Raw genomic sequence first — 16104 nt, forward strand, 5'->3', positions numbered from 1 at the left:
CCGCACACCAAGTTCGAGTGCGAAGTGTACGTGCTGTCGAAGGAAGAGGGTGGTCGTCACACGCCGTTCTTCAACGGCTATCGTCCGCAGTTCTACTTCCGTACCACGGACGTGACCGGTGCCTGCGACCTGCCCGAAGGGGTCGAGATGGTGATGCCAGGCGATAACGTGCAGATGACCGTGTCGCTGATCGCACCGATTGCGATGGAAGAGGGGCTGCGTTTCGCAGTTCGCGAAGGTGGCCGCACCGTGGGTGCCGGCGTTGTCGCGAAGATTCTCGAGTAATCTATCTCGGGTACTAAAGAAATCGCGGGTCCCGGCCACGGCCGGGCTCACGCACATCGGGTTAAAAGGCCAGTAGCTCAATTGGCAGAGCAGCGGTCTCCAAAACCGCAGGTTGGGGGTTCGATTCCCTCCTGGCCTGCCACTTTTTGCCCGGACAGGCAAAGGCTTAGCTGAATAGATGGCCGACAAACTAAAGTTGCTGGCAGCAGCACTGATCATCGCAGGAGCCATTGGCGGCTTCTATGTATTTGCGGATCAGGCGTTGTTTGTGCGCGTGCTGGGCTTGCTGGTTGCGGCCGGCATTGCCGTAGCTATCACGCTGCGCACGGAGCCGGGTGCAAACACCTGGCGATTTGGTCAGGGCGCGTTGATTGAAATTCGCAAAGTCGTCTGGCCTTCACGCAAAGAAACCACTCAGACCACATTGATCGTGATGGCGATGGTGTTCATCGTCGGCATCATCCTGTGGGTCTTCGATATGTTTCTGGCGTGGGCTATCCAACTGCTGACCGGCCAAGGGGGCTGAACGGAATGGCATTGCGTTGGTATGTGGTCCATGCCTATTCGGGCTTCGAGAACCAGGTCAAGCGTTCGCTCGAAGAACGCATCGTACGCAGCGGTCTCGAAGAGCGGTTCGGGGAAATCCTCGTCCCGACCGAAGAAGTTGTAGAGATGCGCGAAGGGCAAAAACGCAAGAGTGACCGTAAATTCTTTCCCGGCTATGTACTCGTTCAGATGGATATGAACGATGAGACCTGGCATTTGGTGAAAGATGTCCCGCGAGTCATGGGCTTCATCGGCGGTACCGGTGATCGCCCGGTCCCGATTTCCGATCGTGAAGCACAATCGATCCTGGAACGAGTTCAGGAGGGCGCCGAAAAACCGCGTCCGAAGGTCCTGTTCGAGCCGGGAGAAGTGGTTCGGATTACCGAAGGACCATTCAACGATTTCAACGGCGTTGTCGAGGAAGTGGATTACGAAAAAAGCCGACTGCGGGTCGCAGTGCTCATTTTCGGTCGTTCCACTCCCGTCGAGCTGGAGTTTGGGCAGGTAGAGAAAGGTTAAACGTGGATCGTACAGCACGACGGGTGGGGCGAGAAATCGCCGCACCCGTCGTGGCGTGCGTGTTCGCAAAACATCGGGGAGCCGCAAGGCGTTTGTACCCACGCTAAGGAGTCATCATGGCTAAGAAAATCCAGGCTTATATCAAGCTGCAGGTGCCTGCGGGGCAGGCAAACCCGAGCCCGCCCGTCGGCCCCGCGCTGGGTCAGCATGGCGTAAATATCATGGAGTTCTGCAAGGCGTTCAACGCACAGACCCAGGGTATGGAGCAGGGCCTGCCCACTCCGGTGGTGATCACGGTCTACAACGATCGTAGCTTCACGTTCGTCACCAAGACCCCGCCAGCTTCCATCCTCCTGAAGAAGGCCGCCGGCGTCCAGAAGGGCAGTAGTGTGCCCAACCGTGACAAAGTGGGCTCGGTGAACCGGGAGCAGCTTGAAGAGATCGCCAAGACCAAAGACCCCGATCTCACAGCCGCAGACCTTGATGCTGCAGTGCGGACCATTGCAGGCAGTGCCCGCAGTATGGGCATCAAGACGGAGGGGGTGTAAGCCATGGCGAAAATATCCAAGAGAATGCAGGCGATCCGGGAAAAACTGGAGCCAGGTAAGGCCTACGGAATCGACGAAGTGCTGAGCCTCCTGAAGGAGATCCCGAAGGCGAAGTTCGCCGAGTCGGTTGATGTCTCCGTGAACCTCGGCGTTGACCCGCGTAAGTCGGATCAGGTCGTGCGTGGATCCACTGTGTTGCCCAACGGCACCGGCAAGACGGTACGCGTGGCCGTATTCACCCAGGGCGCCAATGCCGATGCCGCCAAAGAGGCCGGCGCCGATATCGTCGGCATGGAAGATCTCGCCGAAGAAGTAAAGGCCGGCAAGATGGATTTCGACGTGGTGGTCGCCTCGCCGGATGCAATGCGGGTGGTTGGTCAACTGGGTCAGATACTGGGCCCGCGCGGTCTGATGCCGAACCCGAAAGTGGGCACGGTAACCCCGGATGTGGCCACAGCGGTCAAAAATGCCAAGGCCGGTCAGGTGCGCTACCGCACGGACAAGGGTGGCATTATCCACTGCTCGATCGGAAAGATCGATTTTGGTGATGAGGCGCTGAAACAGAATCTGCAGGCTCTCCTGGGCGATTTGCAGAAAGCCAAGCCGTCCGCCGCCAAGGGTATTTATATGAAAAAGGTGACTCTCTCCACCACGATGGGGCCGGGAGTCAGCGTAGACATGGCGACGTTGTCGCTGTGACGACTTCGGCCGGCGACTAATGTTGTCGGCAAAGAGCCCGTTGGTCCTTGAAAGAAAGGGACCGACGGTCGTCGAAGACCGCAGGTGTGCCGAAAGGTGCTTAATCCGTAAAGAGCCTGCGCAGACGGTGCTTCCCTCAGATAATTTTGAGGGCCACCGTTAGGGGCGGAATCAGATGGTTCCGCTAGGCAAGCAAGCACGGAAACCGCGCAAGCGGCAACCGTGCTCGGCAAAAGAGGTGATTTCGAGTGGCTCTCAATTTGGAACAGAAGAAGTCCATCGTTGCAGAAGTCGCCGAAGTTGCTGCGAGTGCGCACTCCGCGATCGGTGCGGAGTACTCCGGCTTGTCCGCTGAGCAGATGACCGAATTGCGTGCCAAGGCACGTGACGAAAATGTCTATCTGCGGGTGGTCAAGAACAACCTGGCCCGCCGGGCCGTCGATGGCACCGAATTCGAGTGTCTGAAAGACGGGCTCGTCGGACCGCTGTTGCTGGCGTTCTCCATGGAGGATCCCGGTGCCGCAGCAAGGGTTATCAAGGAGTTTGCGAAGGAGAACGAGAAGCTGCAGACAAAGCTGGTCGCCGTCGGCGGTCAACTCTATTCCGCAGCTGAACTCGATCGGCTCGCTACACTGCCGAACAAGGAGCAGGCGATCAGCATGCTCATGTCGGTGATGAAAGCCCCGAGCGAGAAGTTCGTCCGTACCCTCAACGAGGTGCCTGGAAAACTGGTTCGCACGGTTGCTGCGATCCGCGACGAAAAACAGGCAGCCTAAGGGTCGCAAGACGCATTTCGGGTAATTTTGGTGTCAAACGTTTTTATCAGGAGTAAATAGCATGGCCGTTTCTAAAGACGATATCCTGGAAACCATTTCCAACATGACCGTAATGGAGGTCGTGGAACTGATCGAGGCGATGGAAGAGAAGTTTGGTGTCTCCGCCGCCGCCGCCGTTGCCGCCGCCCCGGCCGCTGCTGGAGGAGAAGCTGCCGCTGAAGAGCAGACCGCGTTCGACGTGGTCATGAGCAGCTTTGGCGAAAACAAGGTCTCCGTCATCAAGGCCGTTCGCGCCATCACCGGCCTGGGTCTCAAAGAGGCCAAGGAAATGGTTGAAGGTGTCCCGGCAACCATTAAAGAAGGTGCCGAAAAAGGCGAAGCCGAAGATATCAAGAAGCAGCTCGAGGAAGCCGGCGCTTCGGTTGAACTTAAGTAATCGCTTGATGCCTCAATACGTCAGGCAGAGCCTGATCGCCGGCCCGGACTCGGCCAGGCGGAACCGCCAGGGATGGCGGGCACCTGAATATATGGCTGGTGGCCCGTGCGCCACCGGCCTTTTTCCGCTGGAAGACTGCCAATTCCTGGATGGCCGCCGGCAGAAGTTGTGGGATAGTCTTGAACAAGCTGAGGAACTCTGATGGCTTACTCGTTCACTGAGAAGAAACGTATCCGCAAGGATTTCAGCAAGCGCCGCAGCGTCCTTGAAGTCCCCTACATGCTCTCGATCCAGCTGGACTCGTATCGCAACTTCCTGCAAGCGGACGTAACCAGTGACGAGCGTAACGAACAGGGCCTTCACGCAGCCTTCAAATCGGTATTCCCGATCGTCAGTTATTCGGGTAATGCCGCACTGGAGTATGTTAGCTACCGGCTCGGCACTCCGGCGTTCGACGTCAAGGAGTGCCAGATGCGCGGGCTTACATACGCCGCTCCGCTGCGCGTTAAACTGCGTTTGGTCCTTTATGATAAAGACTCCTCCGCCAAGTCCGTCAAGGATATCCGGGAGCAGGAAGTCTACATGGGCGAACTGCCCCTGATGACCGAAAACGGTACGTTCGTGATCAATGGTACCGAGCGGGTCATCGTTTCTCAGCTGCACCGCTCGCCGGGCGTATTCTTCGAGCATGACAAGGGCAAGACCCACTCCTCCGGCAAGCTGCTGTTCTCCGCCCGGGTGATCCCCTATCGGGGTTCCTGGCTGGATTTCGAATTCGATCCCAAGGATCTGGTCTACGTGCGCATCGATCGGCGTCGGAAACTGCCGGCCACAATCCTGCTGCGCGGCCTCGGTTACAGTACCGAGGAGATCCTCGATGTCTTCTTTGAACGCGATACCTACACCTTCACCAAGAACGGCGTGAAGATTAAGCTCGTTCCGGAACGCCTGCGCGGCGAGACGGCGACCGTCGATATCAAGCTCGAAGGAAAGGTGCTGGTGGAGCGGGATCGTCGGATTACTGCGCGCCACATCCGTGAGATGGAGAAAGCCGGCCTCTCGACTCTCGAGGTGCCGGTCGATTACGTTCATGGCAAGACCCTGGCGCAAGATATCGTCGATAAGGAGAGTGGTGAGCTACTGGCTCAGGCCAACGACGAACTCACCCCGGAATTGGTCGACAAACTGGTCGATGCCGGTGTCAAAAAGTTCGACACAATCTTCACCAACGACCTGGACCGCGGTCCCTACATCGCAGAGACCCTGCGGATCGATCCGACTACTACCGATCTGGAAGCACTGGTCGAGATCTATCGTATGATGCGTCCGGGTGAACCGCCGACCAAAGACGCGGCGGAGAACCTGTTCCACAACCTGTTCTTTACCGGGGATCGCTACGACCTCTCCCACGTCGGCCGCATGAAGTTCAATCGCCGCGTGGGTCGGAAAGAGGTCGAAGGCCCGGGCGTACTCTATGACAGCAAGTATTTCGGTGGCCGTGACAAGAAGGACACGGTGGCCCATGAGCGGGTCAAGCAGTTCGGCGAACAGTCGGACATCCTCGAGGTTCTGAAGACGCTGGTCGACATTCGCAACGGCAACGGTCAGGTGGACGATATCGACCACCTGGGCAATCGCCGCGTCCGCTCCGTGGGCGAGATGGCGGAAAACCAGTTCCGTATCGGTCTTGTGCGTGTGGAACGCGCCGTCAAGGAGCGCCTGTCGCTCGCCGAGTCGGAAAACCTGATGCCGCAGGAATTGATCAACGCCAAGCCGGTCTCCGCGGCCGTCAAGGAGTTCTTCGGCTCCTCGCAGTTGTCGCAGTTCATGGACCAGAACAACCCCCTGTCGGAGGTCACCCACAAGCGGAGGATCTCCGCACTGGGACCGGGTGGCCTGACGCGAGAGCGGGCCGGGTTCGAGGTGCGCGATGTGCACCCGACGCATTATGGCCGCGTCTGCCCGATCGAGACTCCGGAGGGACCGAACATCGGTCTCATCAACTCGCTGGCGGTGTACGCACGGGCGAATCCCTACGGCTTCCTGGAGACGCCTTACCGGAAGGTGGTGGATGGCAATGTGACCGACGAGATTGTGTACCTGTCGGCCATCGATGAAGGCGAATTCGTCATCGCGCAGGCCAACGCCCGTACCGATGCCGACAACAATCTTCTGGACGACCTGGTCTCTTCCCGGCATATGAACGAGTTCACGTTGTCGCCGAAGGAGAATATCCAGTTCATCGATGTCTCGCCCAAGCAGATCGTTTCGGTAGCGGCTTCGCTGGTGCCTTTCCTGGAACACGATGATGCCAACCGCGCGCTCATGGGCTCCAACATGCAGCGCCAGGCCGTCCCCACCCTGCGTCCCGACAAACCGTTGGTCGGTACCGGTATCGAACGCACAGTGGCTATCGACTCCGGTGTAACGGTGACCGCCCGCCGTGGGGGTACCGTGGACTCGGTGGATTCTGGTCGTATCGTGGTTCGGGTGAACGACGACGAGACGGAGGCGGGTGAATCCGGCGTCGATATCTACAACCTGATCAAGTACACCCGTTCCAATCAGAACACCTGTATCAATCAGCGTCCACTGGTCGGCCCCGGTAACGTGATTGCCCGCGGGGACGTGCTCGCCGACGGTTCGGCAACCGATATGGGTGAACTGGCACTGGGGCAGAACATGTTGGTCGCGTTCATGCCCTGGAACGGTTACAACTTCGAGGATTCCATTCTCATCTCCGAGCGTGTGGTCGAGGAGGATCGCTACACCACGATCCATATTGAAGAGCTGACCTGCGTAGCCCGTGACACCAAACTGGGACCGGAAGAGATCTCCGCGGATATCCCCAACGTGGGCGAGGCAGCACTCGCCAAACTCGACGAAGCCGGCATCGTGCACATCGGTGCCGAGGTGAAATCGGGCGATATCCTCGTGGGCAAGGTGACGCCGAAGGGTGAAACCCAGCTCACGCCGGAAGAGAAGCTGCTGCGCGCCATATTCGGCGAGAAGGCCTCGGACGTAAAAGACACCTCCCAGCGTGTGCCGTCGGGCATGAATGGTACGGTCATCGGCGTACAGGTCTTCACCCGTGACGGGTTGGAGAAGGATACCCGCGCCAAGGCCATCGAGGAGTCGGAGCTGGACCAGGTCCGGAAGGATCTGCGGGATCAGCAGCGCATCATGTCCGATGACGCCTTCGCCCGGGTAGAGAAGATGCTGGTGGGCCAGGAAGCGGCCGGCGGACCGGACAAGCTGAAGTCGGGTGATAAGATCAGCAACACGTACCTGCGGGATCTGCCGCGTGACAAGTGGTTCGAAATCCGCCTGAAGGACGACGACGTCAACAGTCAGCTGGAAGCGGTCGGCGAAAGCCTCAAGCAGATGAAGGCGCAGTTCGATGATCTCTATGAGGAGAAGCGCCGCAAGCTGACCCAGGGTGACGATCTGGCCCCGGGCGTGCTGAAGATGGTCAAGGTCTACCTGGCCGTCAAGCGCCGTATTCAGCCGGGCGACAAGATGGCCGGCCGTCACGGAAACAAGGGTGTCATCTCCATGATTGTCCCGGTCGAGGACATGCCTTATATGGATGACGGTACCCCGGTCGACATCGTTCTCAACCCGCTTGGCGTACCTTCTCGAATGAATGTCGGGCAGGTGCTGGAGACCCACCTGGGTTGGGCGGCCAAAGGGCTGGGCCGTAAGCTCAACAACATGGTTCAGGCCAAGGCCAAAGTGGACGAGGTGCGCAAGTTCCTGCACGAGATTTACAACCAGTCGGGCAAGAAGGAGGACCTGGATTCTCTTACCGATGACGAGATCCTGGAACTCGCCAAACACCTGCGCGCCGGTGTCCCGATGGCTACGCCGGTCTTCGACGGGGTGAACGAGGACGAGATCCGGCAGATGCTTCGACTCGCCGACCTCCCCGAAAGCGGGCAGACCGTACTGTATGACGGCCGTACCGGTGACTCGTTCGACCGTCAGGTGACGGTGGGCTACATGTATATGCTCAAGCTCAACCATCTGATCGACGACAAGATGCATGCCCGCTCCACCGGACCGTACAGTCTGGTGACGCAGCAGCCACTGGGCGGCAAGGCCCAGTTCGGTGGGCAGCGCTTCGGGGAGATGGAGGTCTGGGCGCTGGAAGCGTACGGCGCCGCCTACACCCTGCAGGAGATGCTGACTGTCAAATCGGACGATGTGAACGGTCGGACCAAGATGTACAAGAACATCGTCGACGGCGACCATCGCATGGAGGCCGGTATGCCGGAGTCGTTCAACGTGCTGCTCAAGGAGATCCGCGCGCTGGGTATCGACATCGAGCTGGAGCACGAGTAGGAGCGGCGTCCCCGCCGCGAAACGGGCGGGGGGTGATTGCCCCCCGCCATTGGAATCACGGGGTCGCGCCGAGACGGCGCTCCTACAACCGAGGAGACGAACACGGTGAAAGATCTACTCAAGCTTCTCAAGCAGCAGGGTCCCATCGAGGATTTCGACGCCATCCGTATTGGTCTGGCGTCTCCCGACAAGATCCGCTCCTGGTCCTTCGGCGAAGTCAAAAAGCCGGAGACCATCAATTATCGGACCTTCAAGCCGGAGCGGGATGGCCTGTTCTGTGCAAAGATTTTCGGGCCGGTAAAAGACTACGAGTGCCTGTGCGGCAAGTACAAGCGGCTCAAGCATCGCGGAGTCATCTGCGAAAAGTGTGGTGTCGAAGTGACGCTGGCCAAGGTGCGTCGCGAGCGCATGGGCCATATCGAGCTGGCTAGCCCGACGGCGCACATCTGGTTCCTGAAGTCCCTGCCCTCGCGCATGGGGCTGCTGCTGGACATGACGCTGCGGGACATCGAGCGGGTACTCTATTTCGAGGCCTTCGTGGTGGTGGACCCGGGCATGACCCAGCTCGAGCGGGGTCAGCTGCTTTCGGACGAAACCTACCTTGATGCTATCGAGGAGTACGGCGACGAGTTCGACGCCCGTATGGGTGCCGAAGCGGTCCTGGAGATGCTCAAGTCCATGGATCTGGAGGCGGAGGCCAATCGGCTGCGCGAAGAGATTCCGCAGACCAACTCCGAGACCAAGCTCAAGAAATTCACCAAGCGGCTGAAGCTCATCGAGGCCTTCATTGACTCCGGCAACAAGCCCGAGTGGATGGTGCTCACGGTGCTGCCCGTGCTGCCGCCCGAGCTGCGTCCGCTCGTGCCGCTGGAAGGTGGCCGCTTCGCGACCTCCGACCTGAACGATCTCTATCGTCGGGTAATCAACCGTAACAACCGACTCAAACGTCTGCTGGATCTGAACGCTCCGGACATCATCGTCCGTAACGAGAAGCGCATGCTGCAGGAGTCGGTCGATGCCCTGATGGACAACGGCCGCCGCGGCCGCGCCATCACCGGTTCCAACCGGCGGCCGCTGAAATCCCTGGCCGACATGATCAAGGGCAAGCAGGGGCGCTTCCGTCAGAACCTGCTTGGCAAGCGCGTCGACTACTCCGGCCGTTCGGTCATCGTGGTCGGCCCGACTCTCAAGCTGCACCAGTGCGGCCTGCCCAAGAAGATGGCGCTTGAGCTGTTCAAGCCGTTCATCTTCTCGAAGCTGGAGCGCCGCGGCCTGGCAACCACCATCAAGGCCGCCAAGAAGCTGGTCGAGCGGGAAGGCGCCGAGGTTTGGGACATCCTCGAAGAGGTGATTCGTGAACATCCGGTATTGCTGAACCGCGCTCCGACCCTCCACCGCCTCGGTATCCAGGGTTTCGAGCCGGTACTGATCGAAGGCAAGGCCATCCAGCTGCATCCGCTGGTCTGCGCCGCCTTCAACGCCGACTTCGACGGCGACCAGATGGCCGTCCACGTGCCGCTTTCGCTGGAAGCACAGCTCGAGGCACGGGCGCTGATGATGTCCACCAACAACATCCTCTCGCCCGCCAGTGGTGAACCGATCATCGTGCCGTCGCAGGACGTGGTGCTCGGTCTCTACTACATGACGCGCGAGTCCATCAATGCGAAGGGCGAGGGCATGGCCTTCGCCGACCTGAAAGAGCTTCGCCGCGCCTACGATAGCGGAGCGGTCTCGCTGCACGCCCGTGTCAAGGTACGTATCCGCGAGCAGTTGCTCGATGAAAACGGCGAGTTGCAGGAGAAGGTTTCGCTCAGGGACACCACGGCTGGACGTGCGCTGTTGTTCCACATCGTGCCGGACGGCATGGCGTTCGAACACGTCGACAAGCCGATGGTGAAAAAGGCGATCTCGGGATTGATTAATACCTGTTATCGCCAGCTCGGTCTCAAGGATACGGTCGTATTCGCCGACCAGTTGATGTACACCGGCTTCCGGATGGCCACCCGTGCGGCGGTTTCCTTTGGCTCCAATGATATGGTCATCCCGGACGAAAAGGCCGAGATCCTGGCCCGTGCCGAGAGTGAGGTGAAGGAGATTGAAAACCAGTACATCTCCGGTCTGGTGACCAACGGCGAGCGCTACAACAAGGTGGTGGATATCTGGTCGCACACCAACGACCAGGTCGCCAAGGCGATGATGGACAAGCTCGGCAAGGATGAGGTCGTCGACAGGGACGGCAACATCGCCAAGCAGGATTCGTTCAATTCCATCTTCATGATGGCCGACTCCGGTGCACGTGGTTCCGCCGCCCAGATTCGCCAGCTGGCGGGTATGCGCGGTCTCATGGCCAAGCCGGACGGCTCCATCATCGAGACGCCGATCACCGCCAACTTCCGTGAAGGGTTGTCGGTACTGCAGTACTTCATCTCCACGCACGGTGCCCGTAAGGGGCTCGCGGATACGGCACTCAAGACCGCCAACTCCGGTTATCTGACTCGCCGCCTGGTGGACGTATCACAGGACCTGGTGGTTACCGAGGACGATTGCGGCACCTCCAACGGCGTGATCATGCACTCCCTCATCGAGGGTGGCGATGTGGTCGAGCCGCTGAGTGAACGCGTACTGGGCCGTATGACCGCCGAGGATGTAATGGAGCCCGGGTCCGGTGACCAGGTAGCCATCCCCTCGGGGACCCTGCTTGACGAGGCCCTGGTGGAGCAGTTGGAGTCGATGTCTGTCGACCACCTGAAGGTACGTTCCCCGATCACCTGTGAAACGCGCTATGGCGTCTGTGCCACCTGCTACGGTCGCGACCTGGCTCGTGGCCACAAGGTCAATGTCGGTGAATCGGTTGGTGTCATCGCGGCCCAGTCGATCGGTGAGCCGGGTACGCAGCTGACGATGCGGACGTTCCACATTGGTGGTGCCGCTTCGCGTGCCGCCTCGGTGAACAATATTCAGATCAAGAGCAACGGCACCGTTCGTCTCCACAACATCAAGATGGTGGAGCATGCGGAAGGCCATCGGGTAGCGGTGTCCCGTTCCGGCGAGATCACCGTCATCGATGAGACGGGTCGCGAGCGTGAGCGCTACAAGGTGCCTTACGGCGCCAAGATCAACGTCTACGACGCCGCAACGGTCAAATCGGGCGAGGTACTGGCGAACTGGGATCCGCACACCCACCCGGTCATCACCGAGATTGCCGGTTACGTGAAGCTGGTCGACTTCGAAGAGGGCGTGACGGTCCACCGCCAGACGGATGAGGTCACGGGACTCTCCTCACTGGTGGTGATGGATCCGAAGTCGCGTAGCAGTTCCGGCAAGGATCGTCGTCCGATGGTCAAACTGGTGGATGACAGTGGGAACGACCTGAACTTCCCCGGTACCGATATCCCGGCGAACTACTTCCTGCCCGCGGGCGCGGTGGTCAACATGGAAGATGGGGGCCAGGTGAGTGTCGGTGATGTTCTGGCGCGTATTCCGCAGGAGTCTTCCAAGACCCGCGACATCACCGGTGGTCTGCCCCGGGTGGCCGACCTGTTCGAGGCCCGCAAGCCGAAAGAGTCCTCCATCCTGGCGGAGATCTCCGGTACGGTCAGCTTCGGCAAGGAGACCAAGGGCAAGCAGCGGCTGGTGTTGACGCCGCAAGAGGGCGATTCCCACGAGGAGCTCATCCCCAAGTGGCGCCACGTGACGGTGTTCGAGGGCGAGCATGTGGAGAGGGGCGAGGTGATCGTCGAAGGCGAGCCGAATCCCCACGATATCCTGCGCCTGCTCGGCGTCGAGGAACTCTCCAAGTACATCGTCAACGAGGTACAGGATGTCTACCGTCTGCAGGGTGTAAAGATCAACGACAAGCACATCGAGGTGATCATTCGTCAGATGCTGCGCAAGGTCGAGATCAAGGCCGGCGGCGACAGCCGCTTCCTGCATGGCGAACAGGCGGAATATGCCCGTGTTCTGGAAGAGAACGAACAGCTGGATCGCGAGGACAAAATGCCTTGCACCTACGAGCGGCTGCTGTTGGGCATCACCAAGGCCTCGCTGGCGACCGAGTCGTTCATCTCGGCGGCCTCTTTCCAGGAGACCACCCGCGTGCTGACGGATGCGGCGGTCACGGGCAAGCAGGATGATCTGCGCGGCCTCAAGGAAAACGTCATCGTCGGCCGGCTCATACCGGCTGGCACCGGCCTTGCCTATCATTCGGAACGGCGCCGGAAGCGAGAGGTGTTCGAAGAAGAGATTGCCCCGGAAGCTTTCGAGGCGGTCGGGGAACAGCCCGAGCAGGAGTAGTTCTCCGGACGGGCAGGATTGGCTGCCCATGTGCGGGCTCTATGAAGCAACTTAAGGGTAAAGGGCAGGCCGGGCTTGACATGCCCGGCCTGCCCTCATAGAATTCCGCTTCTTTTCTGACAGGCCGGCCCTACCGGCCTGTCGTTTATATTTGTGGTGGAGCATTTAGGAATATGGCAACGATCAACCAGCTGGTCCGTAAGCCGCGGAAGCGCAAGCAGGCCAAGAGCAATGTGCCTGCGCTGGAAGCGTGTCCCCAGAAACGCGGCGTTTGCACTCGGGTTTACACCACCACGCCGAAAAAACCGAACTCGGCGCTGCGTAAGGTGGCCCGTGTCCGGTTGACCAATGGTTTCGAGGTGAGCTCGTACATTGGCGGTGAGGGGCACAACCTGCAGGAGCACTCGGTGGTGCTGATTCGCGGTGGACGTGTGAAGGACCTTCCGGGTGTTCGTTATCACACCGTGCGCGGCTCTCTGGACACCGCCGGCGTCAATGACCGCCGTCAGGGCCGTTCGAAATACGGCGCCAAGCGGCCGAAGTCCTAATCGATACGTATCGGGACGCATCAGGAACTAATAAGGTTACAAAGCGATGGCCAGAAGACGAGTTGCAGCGAAGCGTGAGATTCTCCCGGACCCGAAGTTCGGTAATGTCACGCTGTCGAAATTCATGAACATCGTGATGCTCAGCGGCAAAAAATCCGTTGCTGAACGCATCGTGTATGGCGCCCTGGATCAGGTGGCGGCGAAAAACAAAAGTGGCGAGCCGGTTGAGATCTTCGAGAAAGCGCTGGCCAATATTCGCCCGATGGTCGAGGTGAAGTCCCGCCGTGTGGGTGGTGCAACCTATCAGGTGCCCATCGAAGTACGGGGCGACCGTGGTGTCGCGCTGGCCATGCGCTGGCTGGTGAACTCGGCCCGCAAACGCGGCGAGAAGTCCATGGACATCCGCCTGGCAAATGAAATTCTGGAAGCCGCCGAACAGCGGGGTACGGCAGTGAAGAAGCGTGAAGACACGCATCGCATGGCCGAAGCCAACAAGGCTTTCGCCCACTACCGCTGGTAAACGTTCAAAGGTTCTCTTTATTATGGCACGCAAGACACCCATCGAGCGCTACCGCAATGTCGGCATCATGGCGCACATCGATGCCGGTAAGACCACCACGACCGAGCGCATTCTTTTCTACACCGGTATCTCCCACAAGATTGGTGAGGTGCATGACGGTGCGGCGGTTATGGACTGGATGGAGCAGGAACAGGAGCGCGGAATCACCATTACCTCCGCTGCAACCACCTGCTTCTGGAGCGGTATGGATCAACAGTACCCGGAGCATCGCGTTAACATTATCGATACTCCGGGACACGTCGACTTCACCATCGAGGTCGAGCGCTCGCTGCGTGTGCTTGACGGTGCCTGCGCCGTATTCTGCGCGGTCGGCGGCGTCGAGCCCCAGTCGGAGACGGTTTGGCGTCAAGCCAACAAGTACGAAGTGCCACGCATGGCCTTCGTCAACAAGATGGACCGTGCCGGGGCCGATTTCCTGCGAGTGGTCGAGCAGTTGAAGACCCGTTTGGGTGCCAATGCCGTTCCGCTGCAGTTGAACATTGGTGCCGAGGACCAGTTCCAGGGCATTGTCGATCTCATTCGCATGAAGGCCATCTACTGGAATAAGTCCGACATGGGTGCCACCTATGAAGAGACCGAGATTCCGGCCGAACTCGCGGATAAGGCTGCAGAGCTTCGTGAACAGATGGTCGAGGCGGCTGCCGAGGCTGACGAAGAGTTGATGGAGAAGTACCTGGAAGGGGGTGAGCTCTCCAACGACGAGATCAAGAAGGGTCTGCGCAAGCGCACCCTGGCCAACGAGATTGTCCCGGTCTTCTGTGGGTCGGCCTTCAAGAACAAGGGCGTGCAGGCCATGCTGGACGCGATTATCGAGTTTATGCCCTCTCCCGTCGACGTTCCGTCGATTCAGGGCGAGCTCGACGACGCCACCGGTACCGTTGCCGAGCGCCATGCCGCGGATGACGAGCCATTTTCGGCGTTGGCGTTCAAGATCGCGACGGACCCGTTTGTGGGCACGCTGACGTTCTTCCGTGTCTATTCCGGTGTTTTGAATTCCGGGGACACGGTGCTCAACTCCGTACGTAGCAAGAAGGAACGGATTGGTCGCCTGCTGCAGATGCACTCCAATACACGTGAAGAGATCAAGGAAGTGCGCGCCGGTGATATCGCGGCGGCGGTGGGGCTTAAGGATGTCACCACCGGTGATACGCTCTGCGACACGAAAAACGTGATCGTACTGGAACGCATGGAGTTCCCTGAACCGGTAATCGCGGTCGCCATCGAGCCGAAGACCAAGGTCGACCAGGAAAAAATGGGTGTTGCGCTGGGCAAACTGGCTCAGGAAGACCCCTCGTTCCGGGTTCGCACCGATGAAGAATCGGGTCAGACCATCATTTCCGGGATGGGCGAGCTGCACCTCGACATTATCGTCGACCGGATGCGGCGTGAGTTCAAGGTTGAAGCCAACGTGGGCGCGCCCCAGGTTGCCTATCGCGAAGCCCTGCGTAAACAGGTCGAAGTGGAAGGCAAGTTCGTACGCCAGTCCGGTGGTCGCGGTCAGTATGGCCACGTGTGGCTGCGGATTGAGCCTCAGGAGCGCGGTGCCGGTTACGAGTTCTCCAATGAGATCGTAGGCGGTGTAGTCCCGAGGGAATACATTCCGGCCGTCGACAAGGGCGTGCGGGAGCAGATGGAGAACGGTGTTCTGGCCGGTTATCCGCTGGTCGACCTCAAAGTCGCGCTGTATGACGGTTCTTACCATGATGTCGATTCGAACGAGACGGCGTTCAAGATCGCCGGTTCGATGGCGCTCAAGGAAGCCGCCAGGAAGGCCGAGGCCTACCTGCTCGAGCCGATGATGAATGTCGAGGTGGTCACCCCTGAAGAGTACATGGGCGATGTCATGGGCGACCTGAATCGCCGTCGCGGTATTGTTAAAGGCATGGATGAAACCGTTACCGGCAAGATCATCCGCGCCGAGGTGCCGCTGGCCGAGATGTTCGGCTACGCCACAGACCTTCGGTCAGCCACTCAGGGTCGTGCGGCCTACTCCATGGAGTTTGCCGACTATGCTGAAGCGCCGGCATCTATTGCCGAAGCGGTGATCAAGAAGGCTTCGTGACTTTGCAGAGTGAACTCAACAAGAATACGAGGGGTAACTACCGTGTCCAAAGCAAAATTTGAGCGTAAAAAGCCGCACGTAAACGTAGGCACCATCGGTCACGTCGACCATGGCAAGACTACGTTGACGGCGGCCATCACCAAGGTGATGGGTGAAAAGTGGGGCGGCGAAGCCCAGGCTTTCGATATGATCGACTCCGCACCGGAAGAGAAAGCCCGCGGTATCACCATCGCCACGGCGCACGTCGAGTATGAGTCGGAAGCCCGGCACTACGCTCACGTGGACTGCCCCGGCCATGCTGACTACGTGAAGAACATGATCACCGGTGCGGCGCAGATGGACGGTGCCATCCTGGTGGTCTCGGCCGCTGACGGCCCCATGCCGCAGACGCGTGAGCACATCCTGCTGTCCCGTCAGGTCGGCGTTCCCTACATCGTCGTGTACCTGAACAAGGCCGACATGGTGGAC

General features: G+C 59.5%; 13 protein-coding genes and 1 tRNA gene. All 14 read left to right on the plus strand.

The window, feature by feature from the left end:
• On the plus strand, window positions 1-285 hold a 285-nt coding region (locus tag BLP65_RS16205), incomplete at its 5' end, for an EF-Tu C-terminal domain-related protein (RefSeq protein ID WP_449649470.1).
• A 66-nt stretch (window positions 286-351) separates the two neighbouring features.
• Window positions 352-427 (plus strand) — tRNA-Trp (locus BLP65_RS16210).
• 36 nt (window positions 428-463) lie between these two features.
• The gene (secE, locus tag BLP65_RS16215; protein WP_092999318.1) at window positions 464-811 is read left to right on the plus strand and encodes a preprotein translocase subunit SecE; all 348 of its coding nucleotides are present in this window, start codon (window positions 464-466) and stop codon (window positions 809-811) included.
• A 5-nt stretch (window positions 812-816) separates the two neighbouring features.
• Window positions 817-1350 (plus strand): transcription termination/antitermination protein NusG, encoded by a 534-nt coding sequence (nusG, locus tag BLP65_RS16220; RefSeq protein ID WP_092999320.1) that lies wholly within the window; start codon window positions 817-819, stop codon window positions 1348-1350.
• A 116-nt stretch (window positions 1351-1466) separates the two neighbouring features.
• Window positions 1467-1898, plus strand: coding sequence for a 50S ribosomal protein L11 (gene rplK / locus BLP65_RS16225; RefSeq protein WP_092999322.1), 432 nt, complete (start codon window positions 1467-1469; stop codon window positions 1896-1898).
• Between the two features lie 3 nt (window positions 1899-1901).
• On the plus strand, window positions 1902-2597 hold the full coding sequence (rplA, locus tag BLP65_RS16230; RefSeq protein ID WP_092999324.1) for a 50S ribosomal protein L1: 696 nt from the start codon (window positions 1902-1904) through the stop codon (window positions 2595-2597).
• A gap of 248 nt (window positions 2598-2845) precedes the next feature.
• The gene (gene rplJ / locus BLP65_RS16235; protein WP_092999326.1) at window positions 2846-3373 is read left to right on the plus strand and encodes a 50S ribosomal protein L10; all 528 of its coding nucleotides are present in this window, start codon (window positions 2846-2848) and stop codon (window positions 3371-3373) included.
• A gap of 61 nt (window positions 3374-3434) precedes the next feature.
• Entirely contained in the window at window positions 3435-3809 is a 375-nt protein-coding gene (gene rplL, locus BLP65_RS16240; protein ID WP_092999328.1) for a 50S ribosomal protein L7/L12, read from the plus strand.
• A gap of 201 nt (window positions 3810-4010) precedes the next feature.
• Window positions 4011-8153 (plus strand): DNA-directed RNA polymerase subunit beta, encoded by a 4143-nt coding sequence (gene rpoB / locus BLP65_RS16250; RefSeq protein ID WP_092999332.1) that lies wholly within the window; start codon window positions 4011-4013, stop codon window positions 8151-8153.
• Between the two features lie 105 nt (window positions 8154-8258).
• Window positions 8259-12446: a DNA-directed RNA polymerase subunit beta' gene (rpoC, locus tag BLP65_RS16255; protein ID WP_092999334.1), complete on the plus strand. Its 4188-nt coding sequence runs from the start codon at window positions 8259-8261 to the stop codon at window positions 12444-12446.
• Between the two features lie 173 nt (window positions 12447-12619).
• Window positions 12620-12994 (plus strand): 30S ribosomal protein S12, encoded by a 375-nt coding sequence (rpsL, locus tag BLP65_RS16260; RefSeq protein WP_092999336.1) that lies wholly within the window; start codon window positions 12620-12622, stop codon window positions 12992-12994.
• Window positions 12995-13040: 46 nt separating this feature from the next.
• The gene (rpsG, locus tag BLP65_RS16265) at window positions 13041-13514 is read left to right on the plus strand and encodes a 30S ribosomal protein S7 (protein WP_092999338.1); all 474 of its coding nucleotides are present in this window, start codon (window positions 13041-13043) and stop codon (window positions 13512-13514) included.
• Between the two features lie 22 nt (window positions 13515-13536).
• Window positions 13537-15636, plus strand: a complete 2100-nt coding sequence (gene fusA, locus BLP65_RS16270; RefSeq protein WP_092999340.1) for an elongation factor G — start codon at window positions 13537-13539, stop codon at window positions 15634-15636.
• Window positions 15637-15678: 42 nt separating this feature from the next.
• The coding region (locus BLP65_RS16275) for a GTP-binding protein (RefSeq protein WP_139181545.1) at window positions 15679-16104 on the plus strand (426 nt) is incomplete at its 3' end.

The sequence above is a fragment of the Thiohalomonas denitrificans genome (genome assembly GCF_900102855.1).
Lineage (GTDB): Bacteria > Pseudomonadota > Gammaproteobacteria > Thiohalomonadales > Thiohalomonadaceae > Thiohalomonas > Thiohalomonas denitrificans.

Bases quoted from the DNA above. Each gene is read 5' to 3' on its own strand.
- secE (WP_092999318.1), top strand. From the start codon at position 464: ATGGCCGACAAACTAAAGTTGCTGGCAGCAGCACTGATCATCGCAGGA.
- fusA (WP_092999340.1), top strand. From the start codon at position 13,537: ATGGCACGCAAGACACCCATCGAGCGCTACCGCAATGTCGGCATCATG.
- nusG (WP_092999320.1), top strand. From the start codon at position 817: ATGGCATTGCGTTGGTATGTGGTCCATGCCTATTCGGGCTTCGAGAAC.
- rpsL (WP_092999336.1), top strand. From the start codon at position 12,620: ATGGCAACGATCAACCAGCTGGTCCGTAAGCCGCGGAAGCGCAAGCAG.
- rpsG (WP_092999338.1), top strand. From the start codon at position 13,041: ATGGCCAGAAGACGAGTTGCAGCGAAGCGTGAGATTCTCCCGGACCCG.
- rplK (WP_092999322.1), top strand. From the start codon at position 1,467: ATGGCTAAGAAAATCCAGGCTTATATCAAGCTGCAGGTGCCTGCGGGG.
- rplA (WP_092999324.1), top strand. From the start codon at position 1,902: ATGGCGAAAATATCCAAGAGAATGCAGGCGATCCGGGAAAAACTGGAG.
- rplL (WP_092999328.1), top strand. From the start codon at position 3,435: ATGGCCGTTTCTAAAGACGATATCCTGGAAACCATTTCCAACATGACC.
- rpoB (WP_092999332.1), top strand. From the start codon at position 4,011: ATGGCTTACTCGTTCACTGAGAAGAAACGTATCCGCAAGGATTTCAGC.